The sequence below is a fragment of the Agromyces molybdatiresistens genome (genome assembly GCF_052748445.2).
Map to the genome: position 1 here is coordinate 1,747,481 of NZ_CM188258.1, position 16,845 is coordinate 1,764,325.

20 protein-coding genes, 1 tRNA gene and 1 pseudogene are annotated in these 16,845 nt (G+C 71.7%); 18 read left to right on the forward strand and 4 right to left on the reverse strand.

Translation table 11 applies throughout. The features are described from left to right. The first annotated feature begins 26 nt into the window (after positions 1-26). The 11 genes from pyrG to ACULK2_RS08030 all read left to right on the forward strand — a co-directional run bounded on the left by pyrG (position 27) and on the right by ACULK2_RS08030 (position 10,340). On the forward strand, positions 27-1,688 hold the full coding sequence (gene pyrG, locus ACULK2_RS07980) for a CTP synthase (protein WP_445969674.1): 1,662 nt from the start codon (positions 27-29) through the stop codon (positions 1,686-1,688). Position 1,689: 1 nt separating this feature from the next. Next, complete coding sequence (locus ACULK2_RS07985; RefSeq protein ID WP_445969673.1) at positions 1,690-2,376, forward strand: NUDIX domain-containing protein; 687 nt, start codon at positions 1,690-1,692, stop codon at positions 2,374-2,376. Continuing rightward, entirely contained in the window at positions 2,373-3,278 is a 906-nt protein-coding gene (locus tag ACULK2_RS07990) for a site-specific tyrosine recombinase XerD (protein WP_445969672.1), read from the forward strand. The genes ACULK2_RS07985 and ACULK2_RS07990 overlap by 4 nt, the downstream gene beginning before the upstream one ends. Before the next feature lie 45 nt (positions 3,279-3,323). After that, positions 3,324-4,211, forward strand: coding sequence for a ParA family protein (locus ACULK2_RS07995; RefSeq protein WP_445969671.1), 888 nt, complete (start codon positions 3,324-3,326; stop codon positions 4,209-4,211). Between the two features lie 19 nt (positions 4,212-4,230). After that, positions 4,231-5,130, forward strand: a complete 900-nt coding sequence (locus ACULK2_RS08000) for a segregation and condensation protein A (RefSeq protein ID WP_445969689.1) — start codon at positions 4,231-4,233, stop codon at positions 5,128-5,130. Continuing rightward, entirely contained in the window at positions 5,120-5,866 is a 747-nt protein-coding gene (scpB, locus tag ACULK2_RS08005; RefSeq protein WP_445969670.1) for an SMC-Scp complex subunit ScpB, read from the forward strand. Before ACULK2_RS08000 ends, scpB begins: the two co-directional genes overlap by 11 nt. A gap of 64 nt (positions 5,867-5,930) precedes the next feature. Further along, positions 5,931-6,680: a pseudouridine synthase gene (locus ACULK2_RS08010; protein WP_445969688.1), complete on the forward strand. Its 750-nt coding sequence runs from the start codon at positions 5,931-5,933 to the stop codon at positions 6,678-6,680. Further along, complete coding sequence (locus tag ACULK2_RS08015) at positions 6,681-7,763, forward strand: prephenate dehydrogenase (RefSeq protein ID WP_445969669.1); 1,083 nt, start codon at positions 6,681-6,683, stop codon at positions 7,761-7,763. It begins immediately after the preceding gene. Beyond that, complete coding sequence (gene cmk, locus ACULK2_RS08020) at positions 7,760-8,455, forward strand: (d)CMP kinase (protein ID WP_445969668.1); 696 nt, start codon at positions 7,760-7,762, stop codon at positions 8,453-8,455. Before ACULK2_RS08015 ends, cmk begins: the two co-directional genes overlap by 4 nt. A 53-nt stretch (positions 8,456-8,508) precedes the next feature. Then, positions 8,509-10,020 (forward strand): ribosome biogenesis GTPase Der, encoded by a 1,512-nt coding sequence (gene der / locus ACULK2_RS08025; RefSeq protein ID WP_445969667.1) that lies wholly within the window; start codon positions 8,509-8,511, stop codon positions 10,018-10,020. Between the two features lie 83 nt (positions 10,021-10,103). Then, complete coding sequence (locus ACULK2_RS08030) at positions 10,104-10,340, forward strand: DUF167 domain-containing protein (RefSeq protein ID WP_445969666.1); 237 nt, start codon at positions 10,104-10,106, stop codon at positions 10,338-10,340. Here the strand turns inward: ACULK2_RS08030 and ACULK2_RS08035 are convergent. Further along, positions 10,312-11,109: a YqjF family protein gene (locus tag ACULK2_RS08035; protein WP_445969665.1), complete on the reverse strand. Its 798-nt coding sequence runs from the start codon at positions 11,107-11,109 to the stop codon at positions 10,312-10,314. The two genes, ACULK2_RS08030 and ACULK2_RS08035, sit on opposite strands and share 29 nt — an antisense overlap. An 80-nt stretch (positions 11,110-11,189) precedes the next feature. On the opposite strand from ACULK2_RS08035, the gene ACULK2_RS08040 reads away from it, so the two are divergent. Then, positions 11,190-12,128: a CHAD domain-containing protein gene (locus ACULK2_RS08040; RefSeq protein ID WP_445969664.1), complete on the forward strand. Its 939-nt coding sequence runs from the start codon at positions 11,190-11,192 to the stop codon at positions 12,126-12,128. Between the two features lie 41 nt (positions 12,129-12,169). Here ACULK2_RS08040 and ACULK2_RS08045 read toward each other — a convergent pair whose 3' ends face one another. Both ACULK2_RS08045 and ACULK2_RS08050 read right to left on the reverse strand, forming a co-directional pair. Then, positions 12,170-12,805: a GNAT family N-acetyltransferase gene (locus ACULK2_RS08045; RefSeq protein ID WP_445969663.1), complete on the reverse strand. Its 636-nt coding sequence runs from the start codon at positions 12,803-12,805 to the stop codon at positions 12,170-12,172. Positions 12,806-12,815: 10 nt separating this feature from the next. Further along, complete coding sequence (locus tag ACULK2_RS08050) at positions 12,816-13,325, reverse strand: nitroreductase family deazaflavin-dependent oxidoreductase (protein ID WP_445969662.1); 510 nt, start codon at positions 13,323-13,325, stop codon at positions 12,816-12,818. 87 nt (positions 13,326-13,412) lie between these two features. Here ACULK2_RS08050 and ACULK2_RS08055 point away from each other — a divergent pair, with 87 nt between their 5' ends. The 5 genes and pseudogenes from ACULK2_RS08055 to ACULK2_RS08075 all read left to right on the forward strand — a co-directional run bounded on the left by ACULK2_RS08055 (position 13,413) and on the right by ACULK2_RS08075 (position 15,792). After that, entirely contained in the window at positions 13,413-13,892 is a 480-nt protein-coding gene (locus ACULK2_RS08055; RefSeq protein WP_445969661.1) for a MarR family winged helix-turn-helix transcriptional regulator, read from the forward strand. Further along, positions 13,889-14,545, forward strand: coding sequence for a hypothetical protein (locus ACULK2_RS08060; protein WP_445969660.1), 657 nt, complete (start codon positions 13,889-13,891; stop codon positions 14,543-14,545). The genes ACULK2_RS08055 and ACULK2_RS08060 overlap by 4 nt, the downstream gene beginning before the upstream one ends. 113 nt (positions 14,546-14,658) lie before the next feature. Next, positions 14,659-14,732, forward strand: a tRNA-Pro gene (locus ACULK2_RS08065). Positions 14,733-14,987: 255 nt separating this feature from the next. After that, positions 14,988-15,138: pseudogene (locus tag ACULK2_RS08070) on the forward strand (AraC family transcriptional regulator); the annotation flags it as partial. Between the two features lie 153 nt (positions 15,139-15,291). After that, positions 15,292-15,792 carry a hypothetical protein gene (locus ACULK2_RS08075; RefSeq protein WP_445969659.1) on the forward strand — a complete coding sequence of 167 codons (501 nt, stop codon included), beginning with the start codon at positions 15,292-15,294 and terminating at the stop codon, positions 15,790-15,792. Positions 15,793-15,906: 114 nt separating this feature from the next. Here ACULK2_RS08075 and ACULK2_RS08080 read toward each other — a convergent pair whose 3' ends face one another. Next, entirely contained in the window at positions 15,907-16,071 is a 165-nt protein-coding gene (locus ACULK2_RS08080; RefSeq protein WP_445969658.1) for a hypothetical protein, read from the reverse strand. Between the two features lie 123 nt (positions 16,072-16,194). Between ACULK2_RS08080 and ACULK2_RS08085 the strand changes: the two genes are divergently transcribed. Beyond that, positions 16,195-16,380, forward strand: coding sequence for an NUDIX hydrolase (locus ACULK2_RS08085; RefSeq protein ID WP_445969657.1), 186 nt, complete (start codon positions 16,195-16,197; stop codon positions 16,378-16,380). The last annotated feature ends 465 nt before the right edge of the window (positions 16,381-16,845 follow it).

Genomic DNA, 16,845 nt, shown 5'->3' on the forward strand with positions numbered 1-16,845 from the left:
TTTCGAACCCTGAACTCACGAACGGCGTGACCAAGCACATCTTCGTGACCGGTGGTGTCGTTTCCTCTCTGGGCAAGGGCCTGACGGCGGCAAGCCTCGGCAACCTGCTCACGGCTCGGGGCCTGCGGGTGGTGATGCAGAAGCTCGATCCGTACCTCAACGTCGACCCGGGCACCATGAACCCGTTCCAGCACGGCGAGGTCTTCGTCACCGACGACGGCGCCGAGACCGACCTCGACATCGGCCACTACGAGCGGTTCCTCGACATCAACCTGTCGCAGGCCGCCAACGTCACGACCGGCCAGATCTACTCGACCGTGATCGCCAAGGAGCGCCGCGGCGAGTACCTCGGCGACACCGTCCAGGTGATTCCGCACATCACCGACGAGATCAAGCGCCGCATGCGCCTCCAGGCGAGCGAGTCGCCCAAGCCCGACGTCATCATCACCGAGATCGGCGGCACGGTCGGCGACATCGAGTCGCAGCCGTTCATCGAGTCCGCGCGCCAGGTGCGGCACGAACTCGGCCGCAAGAACGTCTTCTTCGTCCACGTCTCGCTCGTGCCGTTCATGGGCGCCTCCGGGGAGCAGAAGACCAAGCCCACCCAGCACTCGGTCGCCGCGCTCCGCTCCATCGGCATCCAGCCCGACGCGCTCGTGCTCCGCAGCGACCGCCCGGTCACCGAGGCGAACAAGCGCAAGATCGCGCTCATGTGCGACGTCGACGAGGCGGCCGTGGTCAACGCCGTCGACGTGCCCTCGATCTACGACATCCCCACCATGCTGCACGAGCAGGGCCTCGACGCGTACCTGATCGAGGCCCTCGGCCTCGACGACAGGGCCGCGGACGTCGACTGGTCGGCGTGGGCCGACCTGCTCCGCGTGGTGCACGATCCGGCGCACGAGGTCACCATCGGACTCGTCGGCAAGTACATCGACCTGCCCGACGCGTACCTCTCGGTCACGGAGGCGCTCCGCGCCGGCGGGTTCGCGAACGACACCAAGGTCAACATCGAGTGGATCCCCTCCGACGCGTGCCGCACCCCCGAGGGCGCGAAGGAGAAGCTGTCGCACCTCGACGGCATCTGCGTGCCCGGCGGGTTCGGCGTGCGCGGCATCGAGGGCAAGCTCGGAGCGCTGCACTTCGCGCGCGAGAACGGCATCCCGACGCTCGGTCTCTGCCTCGGCCTGCAGTGCATGGTGATCGAGTACTCGCGGAACGTCGCCGGACTGCCCGGAGCGTCGTCGAGCGAGTTCGACCCGGACACCGAGTTTCCGGTCATCGCGACCATGGAGGAGCAGGTCGAGATCATCGCCGGCGGCGACCTCGGCGGCACGATGCGCCTCGGGCTCTACCCCGCCGCACTCGACGAGGGGTCGATCGTCGCCGAGCTCTACGGCGCGAACGAGGTGTCCGAGCGGCACCGCCACCGGTACGAGGTGAACAACGCCTACCGCGACCGCATCGCGGAGGCGGGACTGGTCTTCTCCGGGATGTCGCCGAGCCGCCACCTCGTCGAGTTCGTCGAGCTCCCGCGCGACGTGCACCCGTTCTACGTCGCCACGCAGGCGCACCCCGAGCTGCGCAGCCGCCCGAACGACGCGCACCCGCTGTTCCGGGGCCTGGTCGGCGCGGCGCTCGAGCGGCGCCAGGCGAGCCTGCTCTTCGACGACGTCGAGAGCGCCTGACGTGACGGACGAGGTCGGCCGGACGGCGGACCGCACCGCCGTCCGGACCGGAGCGGAGCTCGTCGACGAGTACGTCGACCTCCCGGTCCTCGAGCGCGAGACCGTGTTCGAGGGCCGGATCTGGGACGTGCGCCGCGACACCCTGGAGTACGGGCCCGAGGGCGCCCGGATCGTGCGCGAGTACGTCGCGCACCCGGGTGCCGTCGCGATCCTCGCGATCGACGACGACGATCGGGTCCTCGTCATCAAGCAGTACCGCCAGCCCGTCCGCGCCCGCGACTGGGAGATCCCGGCGGGCCTCCTCGACGTCGCCCACGAACCGCCCCTCGAGGCGGCCCGGCGCGAACTCGCGGAGGAGGCCGACCTCGTGGCATCCGACTGGGCCGTGCTCGCCGACTACTTCACGACGCCGGGCGGGAGCGACGAGGCGATCCGCATCTTCCTCGCGCGCGGGCTGGCGGCGGCGCCGGAGGCGCATGCCCGCGAGGACGAGGAGGCCGACATGGAGCTGCGGTGGGTCGCGCTCGACGACTGCGTCGACGCCGTCCTCGCACGGCACGTCGGCAATCCGTCGTTGACGGTCGGCGTGCTCGCGGCCTCCGCGGCACGGGCCCGCGGCTGGGCGACGCTCGCATCCGCCGACGCGTCGTGGCCGGCGCACCCGAGCCAGAGGCCGGACGCCGGGTGAGCTCGCGCGCGGTCGACGACTACCTGCGGCACCTGACCGTGGAACGGGGACTCGCGCGCAACAGCCTGGCGTCGTACCGGCGCGACCTCGCGATCTACGCGGACTGGCTCGATCGCGCGGGCCTCGCCGGCCCCGAGGCCGTCGCCGAGACGGACCTGCCCGGGTTCGTCCGCTACCTCGGCGCCGAGCGCGAGCCGACGCTCGCGGTCTCGTCGATCGCACGCGTGCTCTCCGCGGTGCGTGGGCTGCATCGCTTCCTCGCCGAGGAGGGGCGAACGCCGACCGACCCGGCGAAGGACCTGCGCCCGCCGAAGCTGCCGATGCGGCTGCCCAAGGCGATCCCGGTCGAGGACGTCGCCGCGATCATCGAGGCGGCGGGCGTCGGCGACGAGGTGACCGCACTGCGCGACACGGCGCTCCTCGAACTGCTCTACGCGACCGGCGCGCGCGTCTCCGAGGCGACGGCGCTCAACGTGGACGACCTCGTCGACGAGGACGTCGTGCGGCTCTTCGGCAAGGGCGGCATTGAGCGCATCGTGCCGGTCGGCAGCTACGCGCAGGCCGCGCTCGACGCGTACCTCGTGCGTGCCCGGCCGGTGCTCTCCGCGCGCGGGAGTGCGACCCCCGCGCTCTTCCTCGGCGTCCGCGGCAGGCGGATGTCGCGACAGGCCGTGTGGCAGGTGCTGCAGGATGCCGCGGAGCGGGCCGGGATCGCGGCATCCGTCTCGCCGCACACGCTGCGGCACTCGTTCGCGACGCACCTGCTCGCGGGCGGAGCCGACGTCCGGGTCGTCCAGGAGCTCCTCGGGCACGCCTCGGTCGCCACCACCCAGATCTACACGCTGGTCACGGCCGATACACTCCGTGAGATGTACACGGTCGCCCACCCTCGTGCTCGTTAGAATCGACCAAGCATTCCGGAATCGACGGGGAGAGAGAGCCGCACCGTGACCTACGAACACGACCCGGCGGACGGCACCGCCACGCTGGAGTCGTCGGACCTCGGTCCCACCGGTCGCCCGCTGCGCGAGTTCCCCGAGCCCACCCCCCTGCGCTCGCACGGACCCGCCCGCATCATCGCGCTCTGCAACCAGAAGGGCGGCGTCGGCAAGACGACGACGACCATCAACCTGGGCGCGGCGCTCGCCGAGTACGGTCGTCGCGTGCTCGCCGTCGACTTCGACCCGCAGGGCGCCCTGTCGGCCGGCCTCGGGGTGCCGACGCACGACGTGCCCACGATCTACGACCTGCTGCTGTCGCGGAACGTCTCGCCGTCCGACGCGATCCAGCGCACCGGCGTCGAGGGGCTCGACGTGATCCCGGCCAACATCGACCTGTCCGCCGCCGAGGTTCACCTCGTCACCGAGGTCGCGCGCGAGCAGATCCTCGCGGGCGTGCTCCGCAAGGTGTCGGCCGACTACGACGTGATCCTGATCGACTGCCAGCCCTCGCTCGGCCTGCTCACCGTCAACGCGCTCACCGCGAGCCACGGCGTGGTCATCCCGCTCGAATGCGAGTACTTCGCGCTGCGCGGCGTGGCGCTGCTCATCGAGACGATCGACAAGGTGCGCGACCGGCTGAACCCGGCGATCACGCTCGACGGGATCCTGGCGACGATGTACGACGCGCGCACGCTGCACTCCCGTGAGGTGCTCGAGCGCGTCGTCGACGCGTTCGACGACCGGGTGCTCGAGACCGTGATCACGCGAACGGTGAAGTTCCCGGATGCCACCGTCGCCGCGACGCCGATCACCGAGTTCGCGCCCGACCACCCCGCCTCGCGGGCGTACCGTCAGCTCGCGAGGGAGCTGGTCGACCGTGGCGCGGTCGCCTGAGCCGAGGGCGGCGGCGACGATCACCCCGGCGGATGGGACGGGCGAGGCGCCCGAGGGTGCCGCGCCGCCGGATCCGCCCGCCGATGCGCCCGCCTCGCATGGCGGCGCTGCAGCATCGCCGGGCGACGGCACCGAGCCGGGCTTCCGCGTCGCGCTCGCGAACTTCGAGGGCCCGTTCGACCTGCTGCTCTCGCTCATCGCCAAGCACGAGCTCGACATCACCGAGGTGTCGCTGTCGGCGGTGACCGACGAGTTCATCTCCTACCTGCGCGCGATCGAGACCGACGAGGACCTCGACCGCGCGAGCGAGTTCCTCGTCGTCGCGGCGACCCTGCTCGACCTCAAGGTGGCCGGGCTGCTCCCGCAGGGCGAGCTCGTCGACGCCGAGGACGTCGCGCTCCTCGAGGCGCGCGACCTGCTCTTCGCCCGGCTGCTGCAGTACCGGGCCTTCAAGGAGGCTGCGCGCTGGTTCGGCGGGCGCATCGCGGTCGAGTCGCTGCGCCACGCACGCTCCGTGAAGCTCGAGGAGCGGTTCCGACAGCGTGCCCCCGAGCTCCGCTGGACGCTCGGGCCCGACGACTTCGCCGCGCTGGCGACGCTCGCCCTCACCCCGCGCGAGCTGCCGACGGTCGGCCTCGACCACCTGCACGCGCCGCTCGTCTCGATCCGCGAACAGGCCGCGCACGTCGTGGCGGTGCTCCGCCGCGGCGAGCCGGTGACGTTCCGTCGGCTCATCGCGGGCGTCGACCGGCCCGGCGTCGTCGTCGCGCGGTTCCTCGCCGTGCTCGAGCTGTATCGGCACTCCGCGATCGGGTTCGAGCAGCTCGAACCGCTCGGGGAACTGACGCTGCGCTGGGCGGCGAACGAGAACTGGTCCGACGACCGACTGGACAGCCTGGGAGCCGACTATGACGAATGACCCGAGCGAAACGGATGCCGCCCTGCCGGCGCGCGACGACGTGAGCACGGATGCCGCGGCAGCCGCCGCCGCGGACACGGCGGCCACCGGCCCCGAGGTCTCGATCTCGACCCCGCTCGACGTTCCCGGGCAGCCGCGCCTCGACCTCGACCGCGCGATCGAGGCGCTGCTGTTCATCGCCGACGAACCGCAGGGGCTCGTGCACCTCGCGGCCGCCGTCGCGCGTCCGATCGCGGAGGTCAAGGCGTCGCTCGCGCGTCTCGTCGCGGACTACGACGGCGGAGCGCCCTCGGGCGAGCCGCGCACGGACACGGGGGAGCAGCCGGTGGCCGGAGGCATCCGTCGCGCCTTCGAACTGCGCGAGGTGGGCGGCGGCTGGCGATTCTATGCGCGCACCGAGTACGACGCGCTCATCACCGACGCCGTGCTCGCGCAGACCTCGACGAAGCTGTCGCAGGCCGCGCTCGAGACGCTCGCCGTCATCGCCTACAAGCAGCCGATCTCGCGTTCGTCGATCGCGTCGATCCGGGCCGTGAACGTCGACTCGGTCGTCCGGACCCTGTACGGCCGCGGCCTCATCACCGAGGTCGACACCGACGAGGAGACCGGCGCGATCCTGTACGGCACCACCGACCTGCTGCTCACGAACCTCGGCATCGCGTCGCTCGACGACCTGCCGCCGATCTCGCCGCTGCTCGACGGCGGCCAGGAGGGATTCGAACGTGACCTCGTCTGACCCGAGCGGAAGAAGGGACGCGGAGCGCCGGGGCGCCGAGCGCGGGGACGACGCCCCCGAGGGTGTGCGCCTGCAGAAGGTGCTCGCCGCGGCCGGCGTCGCGAGCCGCCGCGTCGTCGAGAACCTCATCGTCGAGGGGCGCATCGAGGTGAACGGTCGGGTCGTCACCGAGCTCGGCCGGCGCATCGACCCGCTCACCGACAAGGTCGCGGTGGACGGCACCGCGATCCAGCTCGACCAGGACAAGCGCTACTTCATGCTGAACAAGCCGCGCGGCGTCGTCTCGACCATGCGCGACGAGCAGGGCCGGCCCGACCTCCGGCAGTTCACCGACCCGCTCGACGTCCGAGTGTTCAACGTCGGCCGACTCGACGGCGACACGAGCGGGCTGCTCCTGCTCACCAACGACGGCGAGCTCGCGCACGTGCTCGCGCACCCGTCGTTCGGCGTCGAGAAGACCTACATCGCGAAGGTGGCCGGGCGGATGACGCCGCAGACGCTGCAGCGACTCAAGCGCGGCGTCGATCTCGAGGACGGTCCCATCCACGCCGACCGCGCCAAGATCCTGCAGGCCCGGGGAGACCAGCGGCACACCATGGTCGAGGTCACGCTGCACTCGGGGCGCAATCGGATCGTGCGCCGGATGCTCGAGGCCGTCGGGCACCCGGTCGTCGAGCTCGTGCGCCGCCAGTTCGGGCCGCTGCACCTCGGAACCCTGAAGTCGGGTGCGGTGCGCGAGTTGACTAGAGTCGAACTCGGCCAGCTGCTCACCATCGTGCGCGCGGCGGACGCCGAGCGGAAGGGGAACGGGTAGGTGGTCGAGTCACGGCTCATCGGACCGGTGCGCGTGGTCGGCGCCGGCCTGCTCGGCACGAGCGTCGCGCTCGGACTGCGTGCGCGCGGCATCGACGTGATCCTCGCCGACGCCTCGCCCACGCACGTCGCGATCGCCGTCGACCTCGGTGCGGGTCGTCCGGCAGAGCCCGACGACGCGCCGCAGCTCATCGTGGTCGCCGTGCCGCCGGATGTCACGGCCACCGTCGTCGCGGCCGAGCTCGCCGCATTCGCCGAGGCGATCGTGACGGATGTCGCGAGCGTCAAGGCCGGCATCCTCGCCGATCTCGAGGCCGCGGGCGCCGACGTCTCGCGGTACGTCGGCTCGCACCCGCTCGCCGGTCGCGAGCGCGGGGGACCCCTCGCCGCGCGGGCCGACCTCTTCGCCGGTCGGCCGTGGGTGGTGGCCGCGCACGACGAGATCAGCTACCGGCGCGCGAGCGCGATCGATGACCTCATCCTCGACCTGGGGGCGACGCTCGTCGAGATGACGCCGGAGGAGCACGACGCCGGCGTCGCGCTCATCTCGCACGTGCCGCAGGTCGTTTCGAGCATCATGGCGCGGCGGTTCATCGACGCGCCGAACGCGGCTCTGGGCCTCGCCGGACAGGGCGTGCGCGACGTGACCCGCGTGGCCGCCAGCGATCCCGACCTCTGGGTGCAGATCCTCGGTGCGAACGCGTCACCCGTCCGCGACATCCTCGTGGCCTACCGCGAGGACCTCGATCGCTTCATCGATGCGCTCGCCGACCCGGTCGCGCCGGGCGCGCGCCGTCGCGTCGCGGAGGAGCTCGCCGGCGGGAACACCGGCGTCGCACGACTGCCCGGCAAGCACGGCACCGACAAGCGGTTCACGACGATCGTCGTCATGATCGACGACCGCCCCGGGCAGCTCGCCCGCCTCCTCGCCGAGATCGGGGAGATCGGCGTGAACCTCGAGGACCTCCGCCTCGAGCACTCGCCGGGCCGCCAGGTCGGCCTCGCCGAGGTGCAGGTGGTGCCCGAGGCCGCCGACCGACTGACCACCGAGCTGGCCGCACGCGGCTGGCGGATCGCAGGATGACCATGCAGCACGCCCCCGTCCACCCCGTCGTCGTCGCCATCGACGGCCCCGCCGGAAGCGGCAAGTCGAGCGTCTCGAAGGAGGTCGCCCGTCGGCTCGGCTGGGGCTTCCTCGACACGGGCGCCGCATACCGGGCGCTCGCCTGGCACGCGACGGCGTCCGGCGTCGACACGGCGGACGCGGCATCCGTCGTCTCGTGCCTCGACTCGTTCGACTACCGGATCGGCACCGACCCCACCGGCTACGCCGTGCACGTCGGTGCGACCGATGTCACGCAGGCGATCCGCGAGCCCGGCATCTCGGGCATCGTGAGCCACGTGGCGCGCGTGCCCGAGGTGCGCGCGCACCTGATCGAGCTGTTCCGGGCCGTCATGGCGGCCGAGGGGCGCGAGGGGATCGTGGTCGAGGGCCGCGACATCACGACCGTCGTCGCGCCGGACGCGCCCGTGCGCATCCTGCTCACCGCGTCCGAGGAGGTGCGCACGGCCCGTCGCTCGGCCGAGCTCGTCGGCCATTCGGCGGCGGCCACCGGCCGGCAGCTGCGCGCGCGCGATGCGGCCGACTCGAAGGTCGTGGACTTCATGAACGCCGCCGAGGGCGTCGTCACGGTCGACTCGACCGACCTCGACTTCGACGAGACCGTCGAGGCGGTGCTCGCCGTCATCCGGGATGCTCAGGTTCGAACTGGTTGAATAGACAGGTTGTGCGCTCGGGCGCACGGCCCCGAGACCACCCAGGAGTTGCCATGACCGATCGCGACGACGAGTTCGACGCCCCCGACGACGACCTCGCCGAGCGCCTCGCCGCCACCGACGACGACCTCGCCGAGCAGCGCGCCGCCGCCCTCCGATCCGGCCTCGAGGACTACGACCTGGAGGACGAGGACCTCGACCTCCTCGAGCTCTCCGAGGAGGGCGAGGAGGGTATCCGGTATCTCCCGGCGCTGCCGGTCATCGCGATCGTCGGTCGACCGAACGTCGGCAAGTCGGCGCTCGTGAACCGCATCCTCGGTCGCCGCGAGGCGGTCGTCGAGGACACGCCCGGCGTCACCCGCGACCGCGTCTCGTACAAGGGCGAGTGGCTCGATCGCCGCTTCACGCTCGTCGACACCGGCGGGTGGGAGCCCGACGCGAGGGGCATCGACGCCTCGGTGGCCGCCCAGGCGGAGGTCGCCATCGACCTGTCCGACGTCGTGCTCTTCGTGGTCGACGCCACGGTCGGCGCGACCGCGACCGACGAACACGTCGTGCGGCTGCTCCGCAAGACGAAGAAGCCCGTGTTCCTCGTCGCGAACAAGGTCGACGACGCGCGCCAGGAGCCCGAGGCCGCCGCGCTCTGGAACCTGGGTCTCGGCGAGCCGTACCCCGTCTCCGCACTGCACGGCCGGGGCGTCGCCGACATGCTCGACGAGGTGTTCAAGGTCCTCCCGCAGGTCTCGGCCGTCGCGAAGGACGAGTTCGGCGGTCCTCGCCGAGTCGCGATCCTCGGCCGCCCGAACGTCGGCAAGTCGAGCCTGCTCAACAAGGCCGCACGCGAGGAGCGCGTCGTCGTCAACGACCTCGCCGGCACGACGCGTGACCCGGTCGACGAGCAGATCGAGCTCGGCGGCAAGGTCTGGCGCTTCGTCGACACCGCCGGCATCCGTCGCCGCGTGCACCTGCAGCAGGGTGCCGACTTCTACGCGTCACTCCGCACCCAGGCCGCCCTCGAGAAGGCCGAGGTCGCGGTCGTGCTGCTGGATGTCTCGCAGCCGATCTCCGAGCAGGACGTCCGCATCATCGACCTCGTGCTCGAGTCGGGCCGCGCGCTCGTGCTCGCGTACAACAAGTGGGACCTCCTCGATGACGACCGGCGCCGCTACCTCGAGCGCGAGATCGAGCAGGACCTGCACCACGTCGCATGGGCGCCGCGCGTGAACATCTCCGCGAAGACCGGCCGCCACCTCGAGAAGCTCGTCCCCGCCCTGGAGGCCGCGCTCGAGTCGTGGGACACCCGCATTCCGACGGGCAAGTTCAACGCGTTCCTCACGGAACTCGTGCAGGCGCACCCGCACCCGTTGCGTGGCGGCAAGCAGCCGCGCATCCTGTTCGGCACGCAGGCGTCGACGCGCCCGCCGACGTTCGTGCTCTTCACGACCGGGTTCCTCGACCCGGGCTACCGCCGGTTCATCCAGCGGCGTCTGCGTGAGATCTACGGGTTCGTCGGCACGCCGATCCAGCTCAACATGCGCGTCCGCGAGCGTCGCCAGCGCGCGTAGCCGCGGTCGACGACGGGCCGAGCGGTGGTGCAGCGGATGCCTCGACGACGGGCACGACGCTTGCCGCGACCGATCGGCGCGCCGTGGAACTGACCGTGCGCGTGAAGCCGGGCAGTCGCCGAGGACCCCTCGTCGAGGCGACGCCCGACGACCCCGCGGCATCCGTCACGGTGCACGTGCGCGAGCGCGCGGTCGACGGGGCCGCGAACGCGGGCGTCGTGGCGGCCATCGCTGCGCACTTCGGCGTGCGCACGGGCGACGTGGAGATCCTCCGCGGGCACTCCGCGCGGATCAAGCGGGTGCGGGTCGACGGCGTGTGACCGGTTGGAGGCGCCACGCGAGCGCCTCGATCGGGCGCGGCCTGCTGAAGGCCGTCGCGACCCCAGTGGACGCGAGCACGGAGTCCGGCGGGCGAGCCGCGAGGTCGCCGAAGCCCGACGTCTCGAGGAGTTCGTCGTCGAGCTCGAGCAGCTCCGCACGAAGGAGCGGCCACGGCTCGTGCGCGTTGCGCGCCCACACCGTCCGGCCGAGGTACTGCTCGTGGAATCCCCATCGGGCGGTGAGGAAGCGCGCGAGCTCCGCGTCGGGGGCGTCCGGCCGGAGGGGTGCGCCGAGGCGGGCGCGGATCCGCGTCGACGGACCGCCCACGCCGTGGCGACGACTCCGGAAGTCGAGCTCGTGGCCCGAGGCATCCACCCGGTGCACGACCCGTGAGCTCGCCCAGTGGTACGGCAGGCCGAACGCGACGCGCGCCGCGATGACGGGGAGCAGCCGACCCGCCTCGAGGGTCCGGAAGACCACCCCGCGGTTGCCGTGGCGGTCGACCGAGTAGAGTCGCACGTTCACCTCGACGAACGTGCCGAGGCGGTGCACGGGCGGCAGCGGCGGGAAGCGGGTGTCGGCCAGCACGAACGGGATGAGTCCGACCCAGGTCGCGCCGTCCACGACGTCGGGCCGGGTCCCCGCGGGCAGCAGCGGAGCGACGCGCCCGGGAGGAACCCGCCAGTGCAGGAAGACGAGGTCGCGCCAGCGCTGCTCGACGACGATGCGACCGGGCAGCGGCGGTGCCTCGAACGGCAGTCCCTTCACGAGGCCATCATCGCGCGCCGCATGCTGGCGCCGGTAGGGCGCGGTTGACGCGCCGCGACGACACCGTCGACGATGGACCCGTGGGGGCCGATCGCGACGAGTCCGGAGCGGACGATGCCGGGACGGTCGTCGTCCTGGCGCTCACCGCCGTCCGAGATCGGTTCCATGGCTTCCTGCCCGCTGCGCTCGCGGACGAGCCGGACGCGCTGCACCAGCTCCGCACCACCGTGCGCCGGCTGCGCAGCGTCCTCGCGGCGTACGGGCCGGTGCTCGACGAGGCGGTCGTCACGGGGCTCCGGCGGCGGCTGCGCGAACTCGGCCACGAGCTCGGCACCGTCCGCGACCTCGAGGTGCGCGTGCAGGTCGCCCAGGCGGCCATCGCCGACGCCGACGACGCCGAGCGGTTCACGACCGAGGAGGAGCGCGACCGCATCCGCGGCATCCTCGTGGATGATGAACAGGTCGCGCACGACCGAGCCCACGCACGCTTCGTCGAGCGACAGGGGTTGCCGCGCGCAGCGGAGCGTCTCGACGAGCTCGATCGGGTGCTGGCCGACCCGCCGTTCACCCCGCGGGCCCGTCGCGATGCCGCGCCGGAGCTCGGGCGGCTGCTCGACCGTGAGGCGAAGCGCGCCGACAGGCGGGCGCGGCGCCTGCCGGACGAGCCGACGCTCGACGAGCTGCACGACCTCCGCAAGGCGTCCCGTCGGCTCCGCTACGCCGCCGAGGCGCTGACCGAGCCGCCGGTCGAGCTGTTCGGCGAACGGGCGGCGGACCTCGCGGACTCGGGCGACGACATCCACGACGTGCTCGGCGACCATCGCGACGAACTCCTGTTCGCCGAACACCTCCGACGCGCGGCCGCGCATGCCGCGCACGCCGGCGCGCCCGCCGAGGCGCTGCGTCAGCTCGCCGAGGACGCCGATGCGCGCGCCGCCGCACACCTCGCCGAGCTGCCCGACGAGGTCGCGGATCTCAGGAAGGCCGTGGCGGCCTGGCGCGCGGACCGGCCGACCTGACGTCGTCGCGAGCGATGCACCGACTCCTCCGAGGACGCGCGTCAGCCGTCGAGCGGATGCTGCATGACCACACGGTGCGGCTTGGGCCGCGCCACCTCGGCGAAGCCCGCGGCCTCGAACATCGACACGGTGCCGGGGAAAAGGTCGGCCGCGGGTGGCTTCGACCGAGCGGCCGGGTCGACCGCGTACGCCTCGAGCAGCGACGCGCCGTGCTCGCGCGCGGTCTCGACGGCCGCAGCCGCCAGGGCGCGACCCACGCCCCGGCGCCGGTAGGCGCGAGGCACGACGAAGCAGGTGACCGCCCAGACGGTCGGGTCGTCGAAGTCGCCGACGGGCGAGACGGATGCGACGGGGCTGTGCCGGAGTCGGTCGAGTCGGTTGCGGGGCTCGACGGCGCACCAGCCGACCGGGGTGTCGCCGTCGTAGGCGATGAGGCCGGGGCCCGTGCCCGGGGCTGCCAGCTGCTCGGCGAGCCGCCCCCTGAGCTCGTCGCGCCCGGCTCGCTCGAACTCGGCGCCGCGCAGCTTGTACCACTGGCACCAGCACGTCGCGGGATCGCCCCGCGTACCGAACACGGCCTCCACGTCGGCGAACGGCACCGTCGACGCCGAGACGACGCGGAGCGGCGTGCCGGCGGAATCGTCGGATTCGCCCTGGGACGGAACGGTGTCGACCATGGAGGCGACGCTAGCGGGAGCCTGCGACATCCGTCGACGGGGGTCTGGGCTCGAGCCGGAGCGCGCGGAGGTCCTGCGCGAGGCGGCTCAGGTCACCGGGGTCGGCCGTGAAGGGCTCGCCGAGTGCCGCCTTCCCGAGCATCGCCGCGGCCCCGGGGTGGCGCTGCTGGTAGTCGGCGAGCAATTCGGCGCGGTCGGCCTCGTCGAGGTCGACCGCGCGGGCGTCGAACCGCTGCGACCGCCAGTCGACGCGCACGCCCGGGTGTGCGAGCGCGTTCCGGTACCAGTCCGTGCGAGGACCCCGGCTCGCGACGACCCACAGCGTCGGGGGAGCGGCCGCCGATCCGGGCGCTCGCTTCACGACCTCGAGCACCGTCCGTCGCGCGACGCCGCTCGAGCGCCCGCGGGCGGTGAGCATGAGGAAGCGGCCGCCCATGAGCCATCCGAGGCGTGCACGGTAGAGCGCAGACGGGGCGCGGTAGATCCAGGCGAGCAGGGGACCGGGCTTCGTCATCGCCATGCGGCCAGACTAGGTGCCGCCGTGCCGGTTCACGTTGCTGCACCGCGGAGTTCGTGCAGTCCGGTGATAGTGAAGTAAGATCACGATATGACCGCACCGGTGACCGTGCTCGACCGACTCCTCGAGATCAGCGATCTCTTCCAGCGCGATCTCGCTCGTGAGTTCGCCGGCAGTTCCCTCACGGTGGCCCGCACGCGCGTGCTCTGGGACCTGGCGCATGAAGGCCCATCCACCCAGCACGCGCTCGCCACCCGCCTCGAGGTCAGCCCCCGGAACATCACCGGCCTGGTCGACGCGCTCGAGGCGGCCGGATACGTGACGCGGGAACCGCACCCGGGCGACCGACGGGCCTTCCTGGTGTCGCTCACACCGTCGGCCGCCGAACTGATGCGCGAGATGCAGCGCGACCACGCCGAACTCTCCGACGTACTGCTCGGCGCCGTCGCGCCGTCCGACCGTGAGGCGCTCCTGCGGGGCATCGATGCGATCGCCGAGCGACTGCACGACCTCGTCTCCGCAGCGGAAGCCGGCCGAACGGCCGCCCGGTCGGCCGGAGCCGACCGATGACCGCCGACGTGCGGCGCGCGCCGGCACCATCCGTCGCCCGTCGCGCCGGCCGCTTCGCCCTCCGCGCCCTGAGGCTGGAACTGCGGATCTACGCGAGCATCGGGCGGCTCATCACCAGGCGTCCGGCCATCGCGCGGGGCGCCGCGGGGTTCGGATATCACGCGCCCGTCATCACGATCCTGTGGATCTTCATCGTGCTCTCGGCCGTCGAGATCCCGATCCTCGACCTGATCGTGCACCGATGGCCGGTCGTGCGCATCATCGTGCTCATCGCGGGCATCTGGGGTCTCACCTGGATGATCGGGCTGCTCGCCGCGTACCTCATGCGGCCCCACACCGTGGGTCCGGAGGGCATCCGGGTGCGCGAGGGGCTCGAGACCGACGTGCTGCTCGCGTGGGACGACATCGCCTCGGTCGCCCGCGCTCGCCGTATCGACGAACCCAGGACGCCGAAGGTCACCGAGGCGGATGGCACGCGCACGCTGTCGCTCCGGATGCAGAACGAGACCGCAGTGCTGATCGAGCTCGAGCGGCCCACGCTCGTGCGCCTGCCCGGGTCGGCGCCGAAGGGCGGCGAGCAGGTGGTCGACGAGGTGCGGATCTGGGTCGACGACGTCGACGGCTTCATGGCGGCGGTGCGGCGGCACATCTGAGTCGCCTCGGCAGGAGGGGCACCGACGTGCGCGTGCGTCGTGCGCCGTCACGAGCACCCCTCCGGATGCCGCTATGATGGTCGAGTTGCCTTCGACGGAGACGCTGAGGGCATCGGGCTGTGGCGCAGCTTGGTAGCGCACTTGACTGGGGGTCAAGGGGTCGCAGGTTCAAATCCTGTCAGCCCGACCGATTCGCCCCGGTGGGATCGTCGATTCCACCGGGGTTTCGTCGTTTCCGGGGTGGGTGTCAGAACGCCGCCGACCGAATCGGACCGGAACGATCGGGTGCAGCTCGCGGCATTCAGGCAGGCTCGAAGGCGAAGGGAGCCAGCGTGATCGTCGAACTCGACCGATCACCACCTGCGACGGATGTTCTCCTCGCTCGCGGGCATGCCGCTGTCGGAGTACATCCGTCGTCGGCGCATGACGGTCGCGGCCGCGGAGGTCGCCCGGGGCGGCGACGGCCGCCGACTGGTTCCCGTCCAGACCCGTGGCGCCTCCGCCCCGGACCCTCGATCGTCGCCGTGCTCGAGCGCGCCGACGACTTCAGCACGGCGACCACCGAGCTGTGGATGCCCGTGGAGCCCGCGTAGTCCCGCCGCAACCACTCGACCCCCGGACATCGCGGTGATGCTCGCGGTCTCCGTCGAACCTGTGAGGCGCACATGTTCGGGGCGTAACGTCGGGTCATGGAGACACAGACACGAACGAGCGGCTCTGATGCCGCGACGCTGGGCCTGGGGTCGGTGCTGGTCGGTTCGCTGCCTGCTGCGCTGATGACCGATGACGCCCCGGACCGGTACACGGTGGAGGCCGTGTTCACACGCCGTCCCGAGCGGGACGAAGTGGCGGGGATCTTGGGAAGCGAGACCCGGGAGTTCCTTGCGAACGCCGGCTACCCCACCGTCGAGGTGACGATCTCGGATCGCCGACTGGAGATCGCGAACACGAACCTTGAGGAACTGCGTGGCGGGCTCGCGAGGGTACTCGCGGACCGGCTCGCCGAGATCAGTGCGGTGGTGCGCGCTCGTGAGGACGCCTCGGAACTCCGGTTCCGGGATGCGGCCGCGAGCGAGACCATCCGCACTGCGGCGGTGGTCGCCCTCGCCGAGTCCGTCACCTTCTCGACCTCCGGCGACATCGATCCCGGAGTGGGCTCAGGGCAGGAAGCTCGCGCGACGTCCGATCGCGTCCAGATCGACGGTTGGACGGATGAAGGCGGTCACGGTACTTCCCCCCGTCCGTGACCACGGGCTCCGAGGCGCAACCGCTTGACCGCTCCTGCCGGCCCGTCAGTGCCACGAGTCACTCCGTGGGCGGCGCGTGATGCGCTCAGCCGTCCTGGCGAAGAGTCGGGGTTCCTAGGCCTTCGTGCGCTTCGCGCGCTGCCGGAGCACCCCGAAGATCACGGTGCCGACGAACAGCACGATTCCGATGATGGCCAACCAGAGCAGGCCCTCGAACACGAACCCCACGATCGACAGCACCACCCACGCCACGAGCAGGATGAGGAGAACCGTCCACATGCCCCTCACCATACGCTCAATCCGGGGCGGGTGGTGAGAGCCGGCGGCACGTAGCTCCAGGGATTCGGGCTCGCTTCGCCTCGAAGGTCCCGGCACGAGTCATGGCCGTCCTATCGTGAGGGGATGGACGTCGTGCCGGCTGCGGGAGCCGTGATCACGGATGCCGACGGGCGCGTGCTGCTCGTCCGGCGCCGTGCGGCTCCCCTTGCGAGCGCCGATACTGAGGTCGGTCGGATCGAGACGCTGATCGGGCGCGCCTTGCTGCGGCTCATCGTCCTGCCGCTCAGCGCGCTCTTCGAGTCGCCCTAGGCATGCGGCATCCGCCGAAACGCCGCAAGACCCCTTCGGTCAGATGGACCGGGTGGGGGTCTTGTCGTGTGTCACGCGGGCGGGAGGTAGAGGGGCCCCGGATGCTCGCGGTGGTGCCACACGGGAGGCCGACGCCGACGATGCGCGCGTGGCCGAGGTTCCCCTTTGAGACCAGGCGAAGCGACCTGAGGACGGCATCCTCCACTGCGGGTGGGAGCGCCCGATGAGACCTTGATCAAGTGGGTGCGCGTGACAAACCCGGTCGAGTGGACGCCGTCAGTGCTGGCGACCTTACTGAACGTCGATGCGGCCCGTTGCCCTGAACTCCTCGCGGCGGCTGGCTATCACCGTGTGACTTCGAGCGGCGAGTACTGGATCCGCGATTCGTCGCATGATCCAGCGCCTTGGACTTCCGGGGTCATGGGGACGGTGACCGCGCTGAAAGGACAAGCGCGCGGCCACCGT